The sequence below is a fragment of the Pseudomonas sp. ZY71 genome (genome assembly GCF_036542145.1).
Lineage (GTDB): Bacteria > Pseudomonadota > Gammaproteobacteria > Pseudomonadales > Pseudomonadaceae > Aquipseudomonas > Aquipseudomonas koreensis_A.
In genome coordinates this window covers 146,218-169,736 of the sequence record NZ_CP144274.1, presented here as the reverse complement: position 1 = coordinate 169,736, position 23,519 = coordinate 146,218, and the positions used below count along the sequence as shown (strand labels likewise).

Here is a 23,519-nt window from a genome sequence, read left to right as displayed (position 1 = left end):
GCAGGCTCACTCCTACAGTAATCGCATTCCATCTGGAGAAATGCGATTACTGTAGGAGTGAGCCTGCTCGCGATGAGGCCGGTAAGGCCGCTAGAGAATCAGCGCTCGTGCAACGCCTCGGCCCGCGCGCGGATGATCGGCTTGAGCAGATAACTCAACACCGACTTCTTGCCGGTAATGATGTCCACCGACGCAACCATCCCCGGGATGATCAACAACGGCTTTTCATCGGTACCCAAGTGGCTGCGCTCAGTGCGCACCTTGATGATGTAGTACGTGGTTTTCTTGTCTTCGTCGGTGATGGTGTCGGCACCGATCTGCTCAAGCTTGGCTTTGAGCCCACCGTAAATGGTGTAGTCGTACGCGGTGAACTTGACGATCGCTTCCTGCCCCGGGTGCAGGAAGGCGATGTCCTGCGGACGGATCTTCGCTTCGACCAGCAAGGTGTCATCCAGCGGTACGATTTCGACCATGTCGCTGCCTGGCTGGATCACGCCGCCGATGGTGTTGACCAGCAACTTGTTGACGATGCCGCGCACCGGCGAGGTAACCAGCGTGCGGCTGACGCGGTCTTCCAGCGCCTTGCCGGTCGCGCTGGCCTTGTTCAGGTCGGTGCGCGCTTCATTGAGTTGGGTCAACGCTTCGCTGCGGAATTTGCCGCGCGTCTCGTCGATCTTGCGCTGCACTTCCTTGATCGCCGATTCGGCACGTGGAATCGCCAGCGTCGTGGCATCGAGCTGACCACGGGTTTCCACCTCGGCACGCTTGAGACGCAAGACTTCCACCGGGGACACAGCGCCCTGAGCGACCAGCGGCTCGGACATGTTGATTTCCTGGCGCTGCAGGCCCAGTTGCTGACGATACTGCGCCTGCTTGGAGGCGAATTCGCGCAGCTCTTGCTGACGCTGAATCAACTGCTCCTGCAAACCACCGATCTCGTCGTGCAGTTGCTGACGACGGCTGATGTACAGCGATTCTTCGCTTTTTGCCTGACCCGGCACGGCTTTGAGCACGTCCTCGGGGAAATTCAGCGGCCGGTCGTCAACCTCAGCGCTGAGGCGCTCTACGCGCAACAGCATCGACAGACGATCAGCTTCGGTTTCGCCAACGTTAGAAGCAAATCGCGTGTCGTCGAGACGAATCAACGGCGCGCCGGCTTCAACGATCTGGCCTTCCTTGACGAACAGTTCGGAGATGATCCCGCCCTCAAGGTTCTGGATTTTCTGGATCTTCGACGATGGAATCGCCTTGCCGTCGCCCTTGGTCACTTCGTCGATCACGGCGAAGTTGGCCCACAGCAGCAGAAAGACAAAGAAGCCGATGATCGCCCAGATGGTCAGGCGCACGACGCGCGGGGCGTCTTCGATCAGCGCTTTGTTGACCTCCGGCAGCGGCTGGCCCTGCAGCGATGCCGAGCCCTTGAAGTAGCGACGGATCGAATCCTTGAAACCCGACTTAAGCAACACTGATCTGCCCCTTCTTCAACGCTTCCATCACGGCGGCTTTCGGGCCATCGGCGAGAATTTGTCCACGGTCGATCACCAGCAGACGATCGACCAGCGACAACAGTGAAGCCCGGTGCGTGACCAGCACCACGGTCTTGTTTTCGATCACGGCGGCGAGGCGTTGCTTGAGGCGTTCTTCACCGGTGTTGTCCATCGCACTGGTTGGCTCGTCCATCAGCAAAATCGGCGGGTTGAGCAACAAAGCCCGGGCCAGTGCGACGTTCTGTCGTTGGCCGCCGGAGAGGTTCTGCCCGCGCTCGCCGACTTGCAGTTCGTAACCCTGTGGATGCAGACGGGCGAATTCGTGGACGCCGGCCAGTTCGGCGGCTTGCAGGACGAGTTCGTCTTCTACATAGCGTGCGCCGGAGACGAGGTTGTCACGCAGGGTGCCGGCCAGCAGTTGAATGTCTTGCGGCACGTAACCGATGTTGTAGCGCAGCTCGCTGACGTCAATCTGGCGGATATCCACACCGTCGACCAGCAAGGCGCCGTCATCCGGCTGATAGAGGCCAACCAGCAATTTGGCGAGGGAGCTTTTGCCCGAGCCGCTACGGCCGATGATGCCGATTTTCTCGCCGGGGCGAATCACCAGGTTGATGTTCTTCAGCGCCGGATTCTGTTGTTCCGGGTAGGTGAAGCTGAGCTGGCGGCATTCGATCGCGCCTTGCAGGACCTTGCGGCTCAGTGGGCGCTCTTCGAAATTGCGCTCTTGCGGCAACTCCATCATCTGGTCGACCGAGGTCATGGTCACTCGCGCTTGCTGATAGCGAGTCAGCAGACCGGACAGCGACGCCAGCGGACTGAGGGCGCGGCCGCTAAGCATGTAGCAGGCAATCAGACCGCCCATGCTCAGGTTGCCGGCAATGATCTGGTAGACGCCGAAGACGATCATGATCACCCCGGCCAGTTGCTGGATCAGCAAGGTGATGTTCATCGCCAGACCGGAGAGCATTTTCACCCGCAGTTCGAGGCGGCTGAGGGTGCCGATGGTCTGTTCCCACTGATACTGGCGTTCGCTTTCGGCATTGTTGACCTTGACCGCGTCGAGGCCGGCGAGGGTTTCGATCAGGCTCGACTGGCGCTCGGCACCAAGGGCCATGGTGCGCTCCATGGTCGCCACCAGCGGCTTCTGCAAGGCGTAGCCGATCAGCAGGGCAATCGGGAATGCCAGCACCGGAATCCACACCAGATGCCCACCGAGAATGGCGATAACAATAAAGATCAGGATGGTGAACGGCAGGTCGATCAGGCTGGTCAGGGTCAGTGAGGCGAGGAAGTCGCGTAGGCTCTGAAACTCGTGGATGTTCTGCGCAAAGCTGCCGACCCGCGCCGGGCGGTATTTCATCGACATGCCGACGATGCGTTCGAACAGCGTCGCCGAGATGATCAGGTCGGTTTTCTTCCCGGCCAGATCCAGGCACAGACTGCGCAGGCTCTTGAGGATCAGGTCAAAGAGGTAGGCGCCGGTGATGCCCAGCGCCAGCACCCACAGGGTCGCTTCGGCCTGGTTCGGCACCACGCGGTCGTAGACGTTCATCACGAACAGCGGCGCGGCCATGGCGATGATGTTGATCAGGAAACTCGCGGCGATGGCATCGGCGTACAGCCAGCGCGAACGCTTGAGGGTGTCGCGGAACCACGAACGCGCACGTGGAATCAGCGTGCCGTGGTTGACGTCGAATTTGTGCTGCGGCTGGGCGAAGAAGACTTTGCCGGTGTAGTCGTCGGCGAGCAGCTCACGGCTGACGATGGACTCGCCACCGTCGGTTTCACTGAGCAGCACCCGCGCTTCGTTGTCACCCTGCCAGCCGAGCAGGACGGCGCTGCGGCCATCCTTGAGCAGCAGCAACGCCGGCATGGCGATCGCCGGAATCTCTTCCAGCTTGCGCTGTAGCACCCGACCTTGCAGGCCGGCGCGAGCCGCCGCGCGGGGCAGCAACTCGACACTCAGGCGTTGTTTGGGCAGCGGCAGGCCGGTGGTCAGCATCGCCGCGCTGGCGGGTTTCTGATGCAGCATGCAAAGGGCGAGCAGACCGTCCAGCAACGGATCGTCGTGCAACGCGCGTGGATCATGACTGAGTTGAACTCGACTGACTTCTGATTCCACGCTCGACACTCTTTGACAGTTGAAAAGGGATAACTCAATTCATCCCAGGCAGCTGGACCTTGGGCTTGACGTCGTTTTGCACAACGGATGCCAACGGTGCGACCACTCCCTGGCTTCTGAGCAACTCGCCCATGGTCGCCTTGATTCGGTACTGAGTAAATAACTGAATGTTTTTGATTTCCGCCAGACGCCGCGAAGCGGTGAACAACTCGTTTTCGCTGTCGAGCAAATCGAGCAGGGTACGTTCGCCGAGGCTGAACTGACGCTGGTAGGCGGTGCGCACCGAGGTGCTGTGATCGACGTATTGCTGCGCGATCGGCACCTGCGCGTTAGCGTTGTTCAAGGCGTTCCAAGCCAGACCGAGTTCTTCGTTCAACTGACGCAGGGCGTTGTTTCGGATGTCCAGCGCCTGGTTCGACAGGTACGACTTGGATTCCAGATCGGCCTTGTTGCTGCCACCGGAATAGAGGTTGAAGCGCATGCGCAGCATGGCTTGCCATTCGTTGTTGTGGCCGTTCTGGCCATCGAGATCGTTATCGGCGGTACGGCCCAGTTCGGCGTCGAAACGTGGGTAAAAGGTCGATTTGGCGGTTTCGTACTGTTTCTCGGCGGCGGCGATGTCGGACTCGGCCGAACGCAGGATCGGACTGTTTTCCAGCATCTGCTGGCGCGCTTCATTGAGGTTGGCCGGCATCATCGCCATGAACGGCGCCGGACGCTCGAGTTGATCGGGCATCTGGCCAACGGCGCTGAGGAAGTTGGTTTCCGAGTCGGCGAGGTTAGTCTGCTCGGTGATCAGATTGTTGCGCGCCTGGGCCATCCGCGCTTCGGCCTGATCGAGGTCGGCACCGCTGCCAACGCCGCGTTGGGTGCGCAACTGGATCTGGTCGTAGATGCGCTGGTGGCTCTTGAGGTTTTCTTCGGCCAGACGCACGAATTCGCGGCGGGTCAGCACGTCCAGATAGACCTGGGCGACAGTCAGCGCGGTGCGCTCGGAAGTGCCCAGCAAGGAGTAAGCGCGGGAGTTAACGGTGGCTTGTTGACGCCCGACTTCGCTGGACGTCGCAAAACCGTCGAAGACCATTTGCGAGAGACGTAAACTTGACTCGCTGCGGTTCAGGGTTTCGTAGTGGTTACCGGAATTGGCGCGGGTGGTGACGCTGTCGGTGCCCTCACGGCCATAACCGCCGAGCAGGTCGACCTTCGGCAGGTATCCACCTTTTGCCGCTCTTAATTGATAATCCGCCGCCAAACGACTGTTGACCCCTGCCTGGATTTCCGGATGGACATCCAGTGCCTGCTGCATGGCTTCTGGTAAGGATTGTGCTTGTACAAAAGAGGCGGCTAGAGCGAAGGGTACGGCGAAAAGCAGGGGCGAACGCATGATAGGAATTTCCCAGAACTTCTTGTCTTGAATCACAGCAAAACGTGGCGCTGCGTCGGATGATGGCAACCAGATTGACCGTATGTCGGAAAGTTCAAAACAGGAACTGGATCACACGCTGAAGGACAGGTCGCCGCGGAAATATCAATGTGACATTAGTGGGGCGATTGTTTAGGATGGCACCCAGAAGGTCAATAGTTTGGCATAAAGTTAATAGCGAAAGAATCTAGCCAAATTATTGACGAAATGACGCGTCAAACTTGATTCGCAAATTTTAAAAGTACGTCCAGACTGAGTCGGCGCCAAAAGCCATCAGGTCTATGGAAGTCAACTGAACGTGACACCCCCGGAGAGTCTTCAATGAGCAGTGTTGTTGCCATCGTCAAAAGCATTGTCGGTCAGGTATTTGTAGTCTCCCCTGAGGGTGTACGTCGCGTACTCGTTGAAGGCGATCGCCTGTTTGTCGGCGACCAGATCGACACCGGCCTCTCCGGCGCCGTGTCGCTGGAATTGGCAGATGGCCGCACCCTCGATCTGGGCCGCGAAACCCAGTGGAGTGCCACCGCGCCCGACTCCAGCACTGACCTGGCTGAAGCCACCGCGCAGGCTGCGCCGTCGGTAGCCGAACTGCAGCAAGCCATCGCCGCCGGTGTCGACCCGACCACCGCCCTCGATGCCACCGCTGCCGGCCCAAGCGCCGCAGGCACGGGCGGTGCCGCCGGCGGCGGTCACAGTTTCGTGATGCTCGACGCCACCGCTGGCCGCGTTGACCCGACCATTGGCTTCCCGACCGCAGGCATCAACGCTGCCGGTCAGGCTGCGCAAAACATCACCGGCGGCCAGACCACCGATACCACCACCAACGCCCTGCGTGAATCGACCCTGAGCCTCAGCGCCACGCCGACCATCACAGAAGCCGGCGGCGTGCTGGTGTACACCGCGACCCTGACCCAGGCGCCGCTGACCGACCTGACCATCACCCTCTCCAACGGCGCGGTGATTGTGATTCCAGCCGGCTCCACCACGGGCACCGTCAACGTGCCGCTGGCGCCGAACGACACCGTTTATAACGACCCGAGCCAGATCGACGTGACCGTCACCGGCACCACCGGCGGCAACGGCATCACCGTGACGACGCCGACCAACCCGGCCACGACCCAGGTCACTGATACCATCGACACCACCACCGTCACCCTGACGGCCGGGCCGAGTGTCACCGAAGGTGGCCAGATCACTTACACCGCGACCCTGACCAACCCGGCCCAAACTCCGGTGACTGTCACCTTGTCGAACGGCTCGACGATCACCATCGGCGCCGGCCAGACCACCGGCACCGTCAACGTGCCGACCCCGGCCAACGACGTCTATAACAACGGCAGCACCGTCACCACCACCATCACCGGTGCCAGCGGTGGCAACTTCGAAAATCTGGTGCCGAACACAACGCCTGCGGTGACCACCATCACCGATTCGATCGACACCACCACGGTCACGCTGACCGCTGGCTCGACCGTCACTGAAGGCGGCCAGATCACTTACACCGCGACCCTGACTAATCCGGCGCAAACCCCGGTGACCGTCACCCTGTCGAACGGTTCGACCATCACCATCGAAGCCGGCCAGACCACTGGCGTCGTCAACGTGCCGACCCCGGCCAATGACGTCTACAACAACGGCAGCACCGTCAGCACTACGATTACCGGTACCACCGGTGGCAACTTTGAAAACCTGGTGCCGAACCCGACGCCAGCAGTGACCACGATTACTGATTCGGTCGACACGACCAACGTCAGCCTCACCGCCACTGGCACCGTTGTCGAAGGTGGTCAGATCACCTACACCGCGACCCTGACCAACGCCGCGCAAACGCCGGTGACGATCACCCTGTCGAACGGTTCGACCATCACCATTGAAGCCGGCAAAACCACCGGCACCGTCAACGTGCCGACAGCGGCCAACGACGTCTACAACAATGGCAGCACGGTCAGCACCACGATTACCGGCGCAACCGGTGGCAACTTCGAAAATCTGGTGCCTAACACCACGCCAGCGACCACCACCATTACCGATTCGATCGACACCACCAATCTGTCGTTGTCAGCGACCGGCAGCGTTGCTGAAGGCGGCTCGATCGTTTACACCGCGACCCTGACCAATCCGGCCGGCACGCCAGTGACCGTGACCCTGAGCAATGGCTCGGTGATCACCATCGACGCGGGCAAGACTACCGGCACCGTGACCGTTCCAGCACCAGCCGATGACGTCTATAAAGACGCCGGCCAAGTCGAAGTCAGCATCAATACCGTCACCGGCGGCAATTTCGAGAACCTGGTGCCGAGCACCGTTCCGGCCGTCACCGAAGTAACCGACACCCTCGACACCTCGACCGTGAAATTGACGGCTGACACCTCGGTCGCTGAAGGCGGCACCGTCACTTACACCGCGACCGTCGGCGCGCCAGTCACCGGCTCGCCGGTTGTCGTGACCTTGGCCAACGGCCAGAACATCACCATCGCCGTCGGCCAAACCACCGGCACCGTGACCACCACCGCGCCTAACGACGCGCTGGCCGGCAACGCGCCGTTGAGCAACTCGATCACCAATGTCAGCGGCGGCAACTACGAAAATCTGGTCGCCGATAAAACCCCGGTCTCCACCAATGTCACTGACGTTGCCGACACCACCAACCTGTCGCTCAGCGCCACTGGTTCTGTGGCTGAAGGCGGTTCGATCGTTTACACCGCGACCCTGACCAACGCTGCCGGTACTCCGGTGACCGTGACCCTGTCGAACGGCTCGGTGATCACCATTGAAGCGGGCAAGACTACCGGCACCGTGACCGTCGCGGCACCTGCCGATGACGTTTATAAGGACGCCGGCAAAGTCGAAGTCACCATCAACAGTGCCACCGGCGGCAACTTCGAGAACCTCGTTCCGAGCACCGTTCCGGCCGTCACCGAAGTGACCGACACCATCGACACCTCGACCGTCAAACTGACCGCTGACACCACCGTGGCTGAAGGCGGCACCGTCACCTACACCGCGACCGTTGGCGCTCCGGTCACCGGTTCGCCAGTAGTGGTGACTTTGGCCAATGGCCAAACCATCACCATCGCGGTCGGCCAGACCACCGGCACCGTAACCGCCACTGCACCGAACGATGCGCTGACCGGCCATGCGCCGCTGACCACTTCGATCACTGAGGTTTCCGGCGGTAACTACGAAAACCTGGTGGCCGACAAGACTCCGGTCAGCACCACCGTCACCGACACCACCGACACCACCAATCTGTCCCTCAGCGCCACCGGTACCGTGGCTGAAGGCGGTTCGATCGTTTACACCGCGACCCTGACCAACGCAGCCGGCTCACCCGTCACCGTAACCTTGTCGAACGGCGCCGTGATCACCATCGAGGCCGGTAAAACCACCGGCACCGTGACCGTTGCCGCACCCGCTGATGACGTCTATAAAGACGCCGGTAAAGTCGAAGTGACCATCAAGGACGCCACCGGCGGCGACTTCGAGAACCTTGTTCCGAGCACCACGCCAGCCGTCACCGACGTGACCGACACCATCGACACCTCGACGGTAAAACTGACCGCGACCGAGACCGCTGCTGAAGGTGGCACCGTCACTTACACCGCGACCGTCGGCGCGCCAGTCACCGGCTCGCCGGTCATCGTGAGCCTGACCAACGGTCAGACCATTACCATCGCCGTCGGCCAGACCACCGGCACCGCGACTGCCACCGCACCGAACGATGCGCTGACCGGTCATGCTCCACTGACCAACTCAATCACCGCGGTCAGCGGCGGCAATTACGAAAATCTGGTCGCTGACAAAACCCCGGTCAGCACCACCGTGACCGACACCACCGACACCACCAACCTGACGCTCAGCGCCACCGGTACCGTGGCTGAAGGCGGTTCGATCGTTTACACCGCGACCCTGACCAACGCAGCAGGCTCGCCTGTCACCGTGACCCTGAGCAATGGCTCGGTAATCACCATCGAAGCGGGCAAAACCACCGGCTCCGTGACCGTCCCAGCACCCGCCGACGACGTCTATAAGGACGCCGGCAAAGTCGAAGTCACCATCAAGGACGCCACCGGCGGTAACTTCGAGAACCTGGTGCCAAGCACCGTTCCAGCCGTGACCGACGTCACTGACACCATCGACACCTCGACGGTGAAGCTGACTGCCACCGAAACTGCTGCTGAAGGCGGCACCGTCACTTACACCGCCACTGTTGGCGCGCCAGTGACCGGCTCGCCAGTCGTAGTCACCCTGGCTAACGGTCAAAGCATCACCATCGCTGTCGGCCAAACCGCCGGCACCGTGTCGACCACCGCACCAAACGACGTACTGGCCGGCCATGCACCGCTGACCAACTCGATCACTAACGTTACCGGTGGCAACTACGAAAACCTGGTCGCCGACAAAACTCCGGTCAGCACCACCGTGACCGACACCGTCGACACCACCACCGTTTCGCTGACCGCCACCGGCAACGTCAACGAAGGCGGTTCGATCGTTTACACCGCGACGCTGACCAACCCGGCCGGCACCCCGGTGACCGTGACCCTGAGCAACGGTTCGACCATCACCATCGACGCCGGCAAGACCACCGGCACCGTGACCGTCCCAGCCCCGGCCGATGACGTCTACAAGGACGCCGGCAAAGTCGAAGTGACCATCAAGGGCACCGACGGCGGCAATTTCGAAAATCTGGTGGCCAATCCGACGCCAGCGGTGACCAACGTTGCCGACACCATCAACACCACGCACCTGACCCTCAGCGCTGAAAGCTATGTGCTCGAAGGCACGTCGATCACGTACACCGCGACCCTGACCAACGCCGCGCAAACGCCGGTCACCGTCAACCTGAGCAACGGCCAGACCATCACCATCGAAGCTGGCAAAACCAGCGGTTCGGTGACCATCGCTGCGCCGAGCGACGACGTCTACAAAGACGTCAGCAAGCTCACCGTGACCATGACCGATGCCACTGGCGGCAACTTCGAGAAGCTTGACGTCAGCAAGACTCCGGTCAGCACCACCGTCAATGACACCGTCGACAAAACCACGCTGACCCTCAGCGCCAGCGACACCGTCAGCGAAGGTGGCCAGATCACCTACACCGCGACCCTGAGCAACCCGGCTGGCACTGCCATGACCGTGACCCTGGCCAACGGCGCGGTGATCAACATCGCCGCCGGCGCCACCAGCGGTTCGGTGAACTTCGCTGCGCCTGCCAATACCCCGTACATCGACGGCGGCAAGGTACAGACGGCGATTGCCAGCCACAGCGGCGGCAACTTCGAGCAGGTCGATGCCAACCGTTCTGCAGTGGTTACCACCGTCACCGATACGGTCGACACCACCAATATCAGCCTGAGCGCCACCGCTTCGGTTGCCGAGGGCGGCTCGATCGTCTACACCGCGACCCTGACCAACGCTGCTGGCACGGCGATGACCGTGACCCTGAGCAACGGCGCGGTGATCAACATCGCCAAGGGCGCGACCACCGGCACCGCGACCGTCGCAGCGCCTGCCGATGACGTCTACAAGGACGCGGGCAAGGTCGACGCGAGCATCACCAAGACCACCGGCGGCAACTTCGAAAACCTGGTGGTCGACAAGACTCCAGCGGTCACCGACGTGACCGACACCATCGACAACAGCACCGTTTCGCTGACCGCTACCGCCAGCACCACTGAAGGCGGCGTGGTGGTTTACACCGCTTCCGTGACCGCGCCGGTGACTGGTTCACCGGTTGTGGTGACCCTGTCCAACGGCCAGACCATCACCATTCCGGTCGGCGCCAGCAGCGGCAGCGTCAACTTCACCGCACCGAACGATGCACTCGCTGGCGGCAATACGCTGAGCGTGAAAATCGACGGCGCCAGCGGCGGCAATTACGAGAACCTTGTGGCCGACAAAACTCCGGCCGTGACGTCGGTGACCGACACCGTCGACACCACCAACCTGTCGCTGAGCGCGACCGGCACCGTGGCTGAAGGTGGTTCGATTGTTTACACCGCAACGCTGACCAACCCGGCCGGCACGCCAGTCACCGTGACATTGAGCAACGGCTCGGTGATCACCATCGAAGCGGGCAAAACCACCGGCACCGTCACCGTTGCGGCGCCTGCCGATGACGTCTACAAAGACGCCGGCAAAGTCGAAGTCACAATCAAGGACGCCACGGGCGGCAACTTCGAAAACCTGGTGCCAAGCACGACGCCAGCCGTGACCGATGTGACTGACACCATCGACACCTCGACCGTGAAACTGACGGCCGACACCACTGTCGCTGAAGGTGGCACTGTCACTTACACCGCCACTGTTGGCGCGCCGGTCACGGGTTCGCCTGTCGTGGTCACTCTGGCTAACGGCCAGAGCATCACCATTGAAGTCGGCAAAACCACCGGCACCGTGACCACCACCGCGCCGAATGACGCATTGAACGGTCAGGCGTCGCTGGGCAACTCCATCACCAACGTTTCCGGCGGCAACTTCGAAAACCTGGTGGCCGACAAGACCCCGGTGTCGACCACGGTCACTGACACCGTCGACACCACTGATCTGTCGCTCAGCGCTACCAATTCGGTCGCCGAGGGCGGTTCGATCATCTACACCGCGACCCTGAGCAATCCCGCCGGTACGCCGGTGACCGTGACCCTGAGCAACGGCTCGGTGATCACCATTGAAGCGGGCAAGACCACCGGCACCGTCACCGTCGCTGCACCGGCCGATGACGTCTACAAAGACGCCGGCAAAGTCGAAGTCACCATCAAGGACGCTACCGGCGGCAACTTCGAGAACCTGGTGCCGAGCACTGTTCCGGCCGTGACTGAAGTCACCGACACCATCGACACCAGCACCGTCAAACTGACCGCCACCGAGTCGGCGGCTGAAGGTGGCACCGTCACCTACACCGCCACTGTCGGCGCGCCAGTCACCGGTTCGCCGGTCGTCGTGACCCTGGCCAACGGCCAGAACATCACCATCGAAATCGGCAAAACCACCGGCACCGTCACCACCACCGCACCGAACGACGCGCTGAACGGCCATACGCCGCTGACCAACGCGATCACCGACGTGAGCGGCGGCAATTACGAGAACCTCGTTGCCGACAAAACCCCGGTTTCGACCACCGTCACTGACACCGTCGACACCACCAACCTGTCGCTGACCGCGACCGGCACCGTGGCGGAAGGCGGCTCGATCGTTTACACCGCAACCCTGACCAACCCGGCCGGCACCCCGGTGACTGTGACCCTGAGCAATGGCTCGGTGATCACCATCGAAGCGGGCAAGACCACCGGCACCGTCACCGTCGCTGCACCGGCCGATGACGTCTACAAAGACGCCGGCAAAGTCGAAGTCACCATCAAGGACGCTACCGGCGGCAACTTCGAGAACCTGGTGCCGAGCACCACGCCAGCCGTCACCGACGTCACTGACACCATCGACACCTCGACGGTCAAACTGACCGCCACCGAGTCTGCAGCTGAAGGCGGCACCGTCACCTACACCGCCACGGTCGGTGCGCCAGTCACTGGTTCGCCAGTTGTGGTGACCTTGGCCAACGGTCAGAACATCACCATCGAAGTGGGTAAAACCACCGGCACCGTGACCACTACCGCGCCAAACGATGCGCTGACTGGCCACGCTCCGCTGACCAACGCGATCACCGATGTTTCCGGCGGCAACTACGAAAACCTCGTGGCCGACAAAACCCCGGTCAGCACCACCGTGACTGATACCGTCGACACCACCAACCTGTCGCTCAGCGCCACCGGTTCGGTGAACGAAGGCGGCCAGATCACTTACACCGCGACCCTGACCAACGCTGCTGGCAGTCCGGTCACCGTAACCCTGAGCAACGGTTCGGTGATCACCATCGACGCCGGCAAAACCACCGGCACCGTGACCGTCGACGCACCGAAAGATGACGTCTACAAAGATGCCGGCACCGTTGAAGCGACCATCAAAGGCGCGACCGGTGGCGACTTCGAAAACCTCGTTACCAACACCGCTCCAGCAGTCACCACCGTCAACGACACCATCGACACCTCCACCGTGTCGCTGACCGCCACGGCCAACGTCGCCGAAGGCGAAACCGTGGTCTACACCGCGACCGTGACCGCGCCAGTGACGGGTTCACCGGTTGTCGTGACCCTGTCCAACGGCCAGACCATCACCATCGCTGTCGGTGAAACCACCGGCTCGGTGAACTTCGTTGCACCGAACAGCCCATTGGCCGGTGGCAGCTCGCTGAGCGTCACCATCGACGGCGCCACCGGCGGCAACTACGAAAAACTCGCGGTCGACGGCAAGTCCGCCGACACCGCGGTTTCGGACACTACCGACACCACCAACCTGAACCTGACCGCAACCGATTCGGTGGCTGAAGGCGGTTCGATCGTCTACACCGCGACGCTGACCAACCCGGCTGGCACGCCGGTAACCGTGACCCTGTCGAACGGTTCGGTGATCACCATCGAGGCTGGCAAAACTACCGGCACCGTGACCGTTGCTGCGCCTGCCGATGACGTCTACAAAGACGCCGGCAAAGTCGAAGTGACGATCAAGGATGCAACGGGCGGCAACTTCGAGAATCTGGTGCCGAGCACCGTGCCGGCCGTGACCAACGTCACCGATACCATCGACACCACCACCGTCAAACTGACCGCGACCGAGTCGGCGGCTGAGGGTGGCAGCGTGACTTACACCGCAACCGTCGGCGCGCCAGTCACTGGTTCGCCTGTGGTCGTGACTCTGGCTAACGGTCAGACCATCACCATTGGTGTTGGCCAGACCACCGGCACCGCGACCACCATCGCGCCGAACGATGCATTGACCGGCCACGCGCCGATCACCAATGCGATCACCGAGGTAAGCGGCGGCAACTTCGAAAATCTGGTGGCGGACAAGACGCCGGTTTCGACCAATGTCACCGACACCGTCGACACCACTGACCTGTCGCTGACTGCGACCGGCACCGCGGCCGAAGGTGGTTCGATCATCTACACCGCGACGCTGACCAACGCGGCTGGCTCGCCAGTCACCGTGACGCTGTCTAATGGCGCGGTAATCACCATCGAAGCCGGTAAAACCACTGGCACTGTGACCGTTCCAGCTCCGGCCGATGACGTCTACAAAGACGCGGGCAAAGTCGAAGCGACGATCTCCACCGCTACCGGTGGCAACTTCGAGAACCTGGTGCCGAGCACGGTTCCAGCCGTCACCGAAGTGACTGACACCATCGACACCTCGACCGTGAAACTGACGGCGACCGAGACCGCCGCTGAAGGTGGCACCGTCACTTACACCGCGACGGTGGGTGCGCCGGTTACCGGTTCGCCTGTTGTCGTCACCCTGTCAAACGGTCAGACCATCACCATCGGCGTTGGCCAAACCACCGGGACCGCAACCACCAGCGCACCGAACGATGCATTGACCGGTCACGCACCGATCACCAATGCGATCACTGAGGTGAGCGGCGGTAACTACGAAAATCTGGTGGCCGACAAGACCCCGGTTTCGACCAATGTCACCGACACTGTCGACACCACTAACCTGTCGCTGACTGCGACCGGCACTGTGGCTGAGGGTGGTTCGATTGTTTACACCGCAACCTTGACCAACGCCGCTGGCTCGCCAGTGACCGTGACCCTGTCGAACGGCGCGGTGATTACCATCGAAGCCGGCAAAACCACTGGCACCGTGTCTGTTCCAGCGCCAGCGGATGACGTCTACAAAGACGCCGGCAAAGTCGAAGCGACGATCTCGACGGCAACGGGCGGCAACTTCGAAAATCTGGTGCCGAGCACTGTGCCGGCCGTGACCGAAGTCACCGACACCATCGACACCTCGACCGTCAAACTGACGGCCGATACCTCCGTGGCTGAAAGCGGCACCGTCACTTACACCGCTACTGTCGGCGCTCCAGTGACCGGCTCGCCAGTCGTGGTGACCTTGGCCAACGGTCAGAACATCACCATCGAAGTCGGCAAAACCAGCGGCACCGTGACCACCACCGCACCGAACGATGCGCTGACCGGCCACGCGGCGCTGACCAATTCGATCACTGGCGTAACCGGCGGCAACTACGAAAACCTCGTGGCCGACAAGACGCCGGTCAGTACCAACGTCACCGATACTGTCGACACCACCAACCTGTCGCTGAGCGCGACTGGTTCGGTTGCTGAAGGTGGCTCGATCGTCTACACCGCGACGCTGACCAACGCGGCCGGCTCGCCAGTCACCGTGACCCTGTCCAACGGCGCAGTGATCACCATCGACGCCGGCAAAACCACCGGCACCGTGACCGTTCCAGCTCCGGCCGATGACGTCTACAAAGACGCCGGCAAAGTCGAAGCGACGATTTCCACCGCCACCGGCGGCAACTTCGAAAATCTGGTGCCGAGCACTGTGCCGGCCGTGACCGAAGTCACCGACACCATCGATACCTCGACCGTCAAACTCACGGCTGATACGTCGGTCGCTGAAGGCGGCACCGTCACTTACACCGCCACTGTCGGCGCTCCAGTGACCGGCTCGCCTGTCGTGGTGACCTTGGCCAACGGCCAGAACATCACCATCGAAGTCGGCAAAACCACCGGCACCGTGACCACCACCGCACCGAACGATGCGCTGGCCGGTCAGGCGCCACTGACCAACTCGATCACCGGTGTAACCGGCGGCAATTACGAGAATCTGGTGGCTGACAAGACGCCGGTTTCGACCAATGTCACTGACACCGTCGACACCACCAATCTGTCGCTCAGCGCGACCGGCTCTGTGGCCGAAGGCGGTTCGATTGTTTACACCGCCACGCTGACCAACGCCGCAGGCTCGCCAGTGACCGTGACGCTGTCCAACGGCGCCGTGATCACCATCGAGGCGGGTAAAACCACTGGCACCGTCACCGTCGCTGCACCGGCGGATGACGTATACAAAGATGCAGGCAAAGTCGAAGCAACCATTTCGACCGCGACCGGCGGCAACTTCGAGAATCTGGTACCGAGCACCGTGCCGGCCGTGACCAATGTCACCGACACCATCGACACCACCACCGTCAAACTCACTGCGACCGAGTCGGCAACTGAGGGTGGCACGGTCACCTACACCGCCACTGTTGGTGCAGCCGTCACCGGCTCGCCTGTCGTCGTGACGCTGGCCAACGGTCAGACCATCACCATCGGTGTCGGCCAGACCACAGGCACCGCAACCACCGCAGCGCCAAACGATGCATTGACCGGTCATGCGCCACTGACCAACGCGATCACCAACGTGACCGGCGGCAACTACGAAAACCTCGTGGCTGACAAAACCCCGGTCAGCACCAACGTGACCGACACTGTCGACACCACCAACCTGTCGCTCAGTGCGACCGGTTCTGTGGCTGAGGGCGGCTCGATTGTTTACACCGCCACGCTGACCAACGCCGCTGGTTCGCCAGTCACCGTGACGCTGAGCAACGGCGCCGTGATCACTATCGACGCCGGTAAAACCACTGGCACCGTGACCGTTCCAGCACCAGCCGACGACGTTTACAAAGACGCCGGCACCGTGCAGGCCACAATCAGCAACGCCACCGGTGGCAACTTCGAAAATCTGGTGCCGAGCACGACGCCAGCCGTGACTAGCGTCACCGACACCATCGACACCACCACCGTCAAACTGACGGCCACCGAGTCGGCGGCTGAAGGCGGCAATGTTGTCTACACCGCGACTGTCGGCGCACCGGTAACTGGCTCGCCAGTTGTCGTGAATTTGGCCAATGGTCAAACCATCACCATCGGTGTCGGCCAGACCACAGGCACCGCAACCACCGCAGCGCCAAACGATGCATTGACCGGTCATGCGCCACTGACCAACGCGATCACCAACGTGACCGGCGGCAACTACGAAAACCTCGTGGCCGACAAGACGCCAGTCAGCACCAACGTGACCGACACCGTCGACACCACCAACCTGTCGCTGAGCGCGACCGGCTCTGTGGCTGAAGGTGGCTCGATCGTCTATACGGCGACATTGACCAATGCCGCTGGCTCGCCAGTGACCGTCACCCTGTCGAACGGCGCCGTGATTACCATCGACGCCGGCAAAACCACCGGCACCGTGACCGTTCCTGCGCCGGCTGACGACGTTTACAAAGACGCCGGCACCGTGCAGGCGACGATCAGCACAGCCACCGGTGGCAACTTCGAAAACCTGGTGCCGAGCACGACGCCGGCTGTGACCAGCGTCACCGATACCATCGACACCACCACCGTCAAACTGACGGCCACTGAGTCGGCGGCTGAAGGCGGCAACGTTGTCTACACCGCTACCGTAGGCGCACCGGTTACCGGCTCGCCAGTTGTCGTGACTTTGGCCAATGGTCAAACCATCACCATCGGTGTTGGCCAGACCACCGGCACCGCAACCACCGCAGCGCCAAACGATGCATTGACCGGTCATGCGCCACTGACCAACGCGATCACCAACGTGACCGGCGGCAACTACGAAAACCTCGTGGCCGACAAGACGCCAGTCAGCACCAACGTGACCGACACCGTCGACACCACCAATCTATCGCTCAGCGCGACTGGCTCGGTTGCTGAAGGCGGTTCGATCGTCTACACCGCGACCCTGACCAACGCCGCTGGCTCGCCAGTGACCGTCACCCTGTCGAACGGCGCCGTGATCACCATCGACGCCGGTAAAACCACTGGCACCGTAACCGTTCCAGCGCCAGCCGATGACGTCTACAAAGACGCGGGTACCGTGCAGGCGACCATCAGCACCGCCACCGGTGGCAACTTCGAAAACCTCGTGCCGAGCACGACTCCGGCCGTGACCAGCGTCACCGACACGATCGACACCACCACCGTAAAACTCACTGCAACCACAACTGCAGCCGAGGGCGGCAACGTTGTCTACACCGCTACTGTCGGCGCGCCAGTCACCGGTTCGCCGGTTGTTGTGACCCTGGCCAACGGTCAGACCATCACTATTGGCGTCGGCCAGACCACCGGCACCGCGACCACCACTGCACCGAACGATGCGTTGACCGGTCATGCGCCGCTGACCAACTCGATCACCAACGTGACGGGCGGCAACTACGAGAATCTCGTGGCTGACAAAACCCCGGTCAGCACTAACGTGACCGACACTGTCGACACCACCAATCTGTCGCTGAGCGCTACCAATTCGGTCGCTGAAGGCGGTTCGATTGTTTACACCGCGACCCTGACCAATGCCGCTGGCTCGCCAGTGACCGTGACGCTGAGCAACGGCGCCGTGATCACCATCGACGCCGGTAAAACCACCGGCACCGTGACTGTTCCCGCCCCGGCCGACGACGTTTACAAAGACGCCGGCACCGTACAGGCGACGATCAGCAACGCCACCGGTGGCAACTTTGAAAACCTGGTACCGAGCACGACGCCGGCCGTGACCAGCGTCACCGACACCATCGACACCACGACGGTGAAACTCACGGCTACCGGCGCAGCGGCAGAGGGCGGCAACGTCGTCTACACCGCGACCGTCGGTGCTCCAGTGACTGGCTCGCCGGTTGTGGTAACCCTGTCGAACGGTCAGACCATCACCATCGGTGTTGGCCAGACCACCGGCACCGCGACCACCACTGCACCTAACGACGCTTTGACAGGCCACGCACCGCTGACCAACTCGATCACCAATGTCACTGGCGGCAACTACGAGAACCTTGTCGCCGACAAGACTCCGGTTTCGACTACCGTCACCGACACCGTCGACACCACCAACCTGTCGCTGTCCGCGACCGGCACCGTGGCCGAAGGTGGTCAGATCACCTACACCGCGACCCTGACCAACGCTGCCGGTTCGCCAGTCACCGTAACCCTGAGCAACGGCTCGGTGATCACCATCGACGCGGGCAAAACCAGCGGCACCGTGACCGTCCCGGCGCCAGCCGATGACGTCTACAAAGACGCTGGCACCGTCCAGGCAACGATCAGCGCCGCCACCGGTGGCAACTTCGAAAATCTGGTCACCAGCACGGCTCCGGCCGTGACCAGCGTCACCGACACCATCGACACCACCACGGTGAAACTGACTGCAACCGGTACAGCGGCTGAAGGCGGCAACGTCGTCTACACCGCGACCGTCGGTGCTCCGGTGACCGGTTCGCCTGTGGTTGTAACGCTGGCCAACGGTCAAACCATCACCATCGGTGTTGGCCAGACCACGGGCACCGCGACCACCACTGCGCCAAACGACGCTTTGACCGGCCATGCACCGCTGACCAACTCGATCACCAACGTCACGGGCGGCAACTACGAAAATCTGGTCGCCGACAAAACCCCGGCCAGCACTACCGTCACCGACACCGTCGACACCACCAACCTGACGCTGTCCGCGACCGGCACCGTGGCCGAAGGTGGCCAGATCACCTACACCGCGACCCTGACCAACGCCGCTGGCTCGCCAGTCACCGTAACCCTGAGCAATGGCTCGGTGATCACCATCGACGCCGGCAAAACCAGCGGCACCGTGACCGTTCCAGCGCCAGCCGATGACGTCTACAAAGACGCCGGCACCGTGCAGGCAACCATCACTGGCACCAGCGGCGGCGGCTTCGAAAATCTGGTGACCAGCAACACGCCAGCCGTGACCAGCGTCACCGACACTATCGACACCACCACCGTCAGCATCACTGGCAGCAGTTCGGTGACCGAAGGCCAGACCGCCAGCTACACCGTCAGCCTGAACCACCCGGCGCAAACCGAAGTGACCCTGAAAATCGTCTACAGCGGCACCGCCGCCGACGGTTCCGACTTCACCGGTGTGTACACCGTGAAGATCCCGGCAGGTGCGAGCAGCGCGCAGTTCAACGTCGCCACCATCGATGACAAGATCACCGAGGGCACCGAGAACTTCGTGGTCAAGATCGATTCGGCCACCGGCGGCAACTTCGAGAACCTTGCGGTCAGCAGCACCAATGGCAGCGTCAGCACCTCGATCATCGACAACGATGCGCCGCCCGTGCTCGACCTGGACGCCAACAACTCCAGCGGCGCCACCGGTGCCGATTACAAGGTGACCTTCACCGAAAACACCCCGGGCGCCGGCGTGTCGATTGCCGACACCGATATCAGCATCACTGACCCGGACAGCACCCTGCTCACCGGTGCCACCGTGGTCCTGACCAACCGTCAGGACGGCGATGCGCTGAACCTGGGCAACAGCGTCAACGGCATTACCATCAATGCCAACAGCACCAACGGCACCGTGACCCTGACACTGTCGGGCAACGCGACGCTGGCTGATTACATGCAGGCCATCAAGAACATCAGCTTCACCAACGGCAGCGAAAACCCGAGCACCGTGCCGCGTATCATCACTGTGACCGTGACCGATGGCGGCAACTACTCCAACACTGCGACCACCACGGTCAACGTGGTGGCAGTCAACGACGCACCGGTCGCTGCACCGAGCAATGTCACCGGCACCGAAGACACCCCGCTGGTGCTCGGCTGGTCGACTTTCGGTGTAACTGACGTCGACAGCCCGGCCAGCAGCCTCGGCATCAAAATCACCCAACTGCCGGGCGAAGGCAAACTGCAGTATCTGGACGGTTCGACCTGGAAAGACGTCGCCAACAACCAGACCTTCAGCAAGGCTGACATCGACTCGGGCAAGCTGCGCTTCCTGCCGGATGCCAACGAGTCGGGCGTCAACGGTTACGGCGGCACAGGTCTGGGCAACAACCAGGCTGACTACGCACAGATCAAGTTCCAGCCAACCGACGGCCAACTGCTGGGCAACACCGGCACCGTGAAAATCGACATTACGCCGGTGGCGGATGCGCCGACCGTGAGCGTGGCCGACAACAGCGTGAAGTCCACCGGCCTGATCAAGGAAGTCTGGACCGGCCTGTCGGGTCTGGGCACCAACGGCAACGGCGCAGATTCGACCACATTGAAAAATGTGATCGACGGCGCTGGCACTCCGAACACCAGCACCAATGTGAACAACGTACAGTCCGACGGCAGCGTGACCGCCGGCACAGCGTCGAAGACCTCGGGCCTGATCTATCTGGAAGCCGGCAAGACCTACACCTTCAGCGGCATCGGCGATGACAGCCTGTTGGTCACCATTGGTGGCAAGAATGTGGCATCGACCACGTGGGGCGTGGGCGGCAACCTCAACGGTTCGTTCACCCCGACCACCAGCGGCTACTACACCCTGGACATCTACCACCACAACCAGAGCGGCCCGGGCAGCTACGACGTCAACCTGTCGGTCAATGGCAGCACGCCGATCGACCTGAGCAGCACCGGCGTGCCGATTTACACCGGCGTGCAGGATCTGGTGAACTCGGGCGTGACCGTCTCCGATCTGCACGGCAGCAACGGCGAAGGCTATTACGACGGCTACAAACTCAACACCGGCGCCGAAGGCACCACGGTGAAACTGTCGGCCATCACCACCGCCCTGACCGACACCGACGGCTCGGAAACCCTGAGCGTGAAGATCAGCGGTGCACCGGTCGGCTCGGTGCTCAGTGATGGCGCGGGTCACACCTTCACCGTCACCGCCAGCAGCGGCGACGCCAACGTCACCGGCTGGAACCTCGGCAGCCTGACCGTAACGCCACCGCCGTACTACAACGGCCAGTTCAACCTGACCGTGACCTCGACCTCCACCGAGATGGTCGGCGGTTCGGCGAGCAGCACTGCGACCATTCCGGTCAGCGTGGTGCCGGCGGTCTACAACGCCATTGTCGCCACCTCGGCCGACGATACCGTCACCGGCACCGATGGCAACGACATCATCGTCGCCGACATCGGTGGCCTGACCGTGGTGCCGGGTACCAACTACAACATCGCGTTCATGGTCGACAGCTCCGGCAGCATGAGCAGTTCGTCGCTCAACGCCGCCAAAGACTCGCTGACCTCGGTGTTCAACAGCCTCAAGCAGAGCCTGGGCGGCAGCAATTCGGGCACGGTGAACATTTTCCTCGTCGACTTCGATACCCAGGTCAACAAGTCGGTGTCGGTGAACCTCAACAATCCGAACGCGCTGACGCAACTCAAAGCAGTACTGGACTCGATGGCTTCCGGCGGCGGCACCAACTATGAGGACGTGTTCAAAACCACGGCCAACTGGTTCCAGAGCGCTGACGCGGTGGCCAACAGCGGGGCGAAGAACCTCACGTACTTCATCACCGACGGCCAGCCGACCTACTACCAGAGCGGCGAGCAGACCAACCCGACGCTGTACGGCAACGTGAAGCTCGACGATGTGGTGAAAACCAGCAACTACAAGCCGGGCGATACCTTCAGCACTTATATCGACAATACCCATGCGTTGACGATCAACAGCGCCGGCACAGTGACCCTGCAAACCTACAATTCGTGGTGGGGCTGGAGCGGCACTAATCTGGGCACCATCCACGCGCAGGGCGACGGCACCTATGAGTTGTCGAGTCTGGCGGGTACCGGCAACAGCACCAACTCGGCAACGACCAGTAACTCGACCAGTGGTTTTGCCTTGCTCAGCGGTCTGTCGAACGTCGAGGCTATCGGACTGAACAACGATGTCAGCCTCAACGATCTGAAGCCTTACGACTCGGACAAAACGCCGCAGACCAACATCGATCCGAAGGACCTGGCCAACTCGATCATCGGCCACACCGAAGCGACGATGCCAGGCAACGACACCGTCAGCGGTGGCGACGGCAACGACATCCTGTTCGGCGATCTGGTGAGCTTCAACGGCATTGCCGGCGAGGGTTATCAGGCGATGCAGGCGTTCGTGGCCAAGGAAACCGGGGTCGATGTCAGCAAAGTCACCACCAGCAACGTGCACCAGTACATCACCGAGCACTATCAGGCGTTCGATGTCTCCGGCGCACATGACGGTAACGACACGCTGTTGGGTGGCGCAGGCAATGACATCCTCTTCGGCTCGGGCGGCAACGACTGGCTCGATGGCGGCAAAGGCAATGACATTCTGCTCGGCGGCACTGGCAACGACACGCTGATCGGCGGTCAGGGTAACGACATCCTCATCGGTGGTTCGGGTGCCGACACCTTCGTCTGGAAAGCGGGCGACACCGGCAACGACGTGATCAAGGACTTCAAAGCCGCTGACGGTGACCGTATCGATCTGCGCGATCTGTTGCAGGGCGAGACCGGCAGCACCATCGACAACTTCCTGAAGATCACCACGGTCGACGGCACGTCGTCGCTGCAAGTCAGCTCGGCGGGCAAGTTCAACTCCGGCGACGCCGCTGCGGCAACCCCGGATGTGACGATCAAACTGGAAGGCAACAACTGGTCGAGCGCCAACATTCATAATCTGATTGCCGGCAGCGATCCGACCATCAAGGTCGACCACAACAACAGCTGATACATGAACAAAACGGCCGCCCTTCTGGGGCGGCCGTCACGTTTGCGCCTACCGCGACGGTGACGATTACGTCGCCGCACCGCATAATCGCGCGCAGTTGGCTATGCTGCTGACAGCATGACGC

4 protein-coding genes are annotated in these 23,519 nt (G+C 61.8%); 1 reads left to right on the top strand and 3 read right to left on the bottom strand.

Annotation, left to right across the window (positions count from 1 at the left end; translation table 11 throughout):
* Nucleotides 1-98 precede the first annotated feature (98 nt).
* The 3 genes from VY732_RS00700 to VY732_RS00690 are packed head-to-tail and all read right to left on the bottom strand — an operon-like array spanning nt 99 to nt 4,996.
* Nucleotides 99-1,466: an HlyD family type I secretion periplasmic adaptor subunit gene (locus VY732_RS00700; RefSeq protein ID WP_077570056.1), complete on the bottom strand. Its 1,368-nt coding sequence runs from the start codon at nt 1,464-1,466 to the stop codon at nt 99-101.
* Nucleotides 1,456-3,612 carry a type I secretion system permease/ATPase gene (locus VY732_RS00695; RefSeq protein WP_116029368.1) on the bottom strand — a complete coding sequence of 719 codons (2,157 nt, stop codon included), beginning with the start codon at nt 3,610-3,612 and terminating at the stop codon, nt 1,456-1,458. The genes VY732_RS00700 and VY732_RS00695 overlap by 11 nt, the downstream gene beginning before the upstream one ends.
* Nucleotides 3,613-3,646: 34 nt before the next feature.
* Nucleotides 3,647-4,996 carry a TolC family outer membrane protein gene (locus tag VY732_RS00690; protein WP_007918308.1) on the bottom strand — a complete coding sequence of 450 codons (1,350 nt, stop codon included), beginning with the start codon at nt 4,994-4,996 and terminating at the stop codon, nt 3,647-3,649.
* A 360-nt stretch (nt 4,997-5,356) separates the two neighbouring features.
* On the opposite strand from VY732_RS00690, the gene VY732_RS00685 reads away from it, so the two are divergent.
* A complete protein-coding gene (locus VY732_RS00685; protein WP_331693387.1) occupies nt 5,357-23,395 on the top strand; it encodes an immunoglobulin-like domain-containing protein in 18,039 nt (6,012 codons plus the stop codon).
* Nucleotides 23,396-23,519 lie beyond the last annotated feature (124 nt).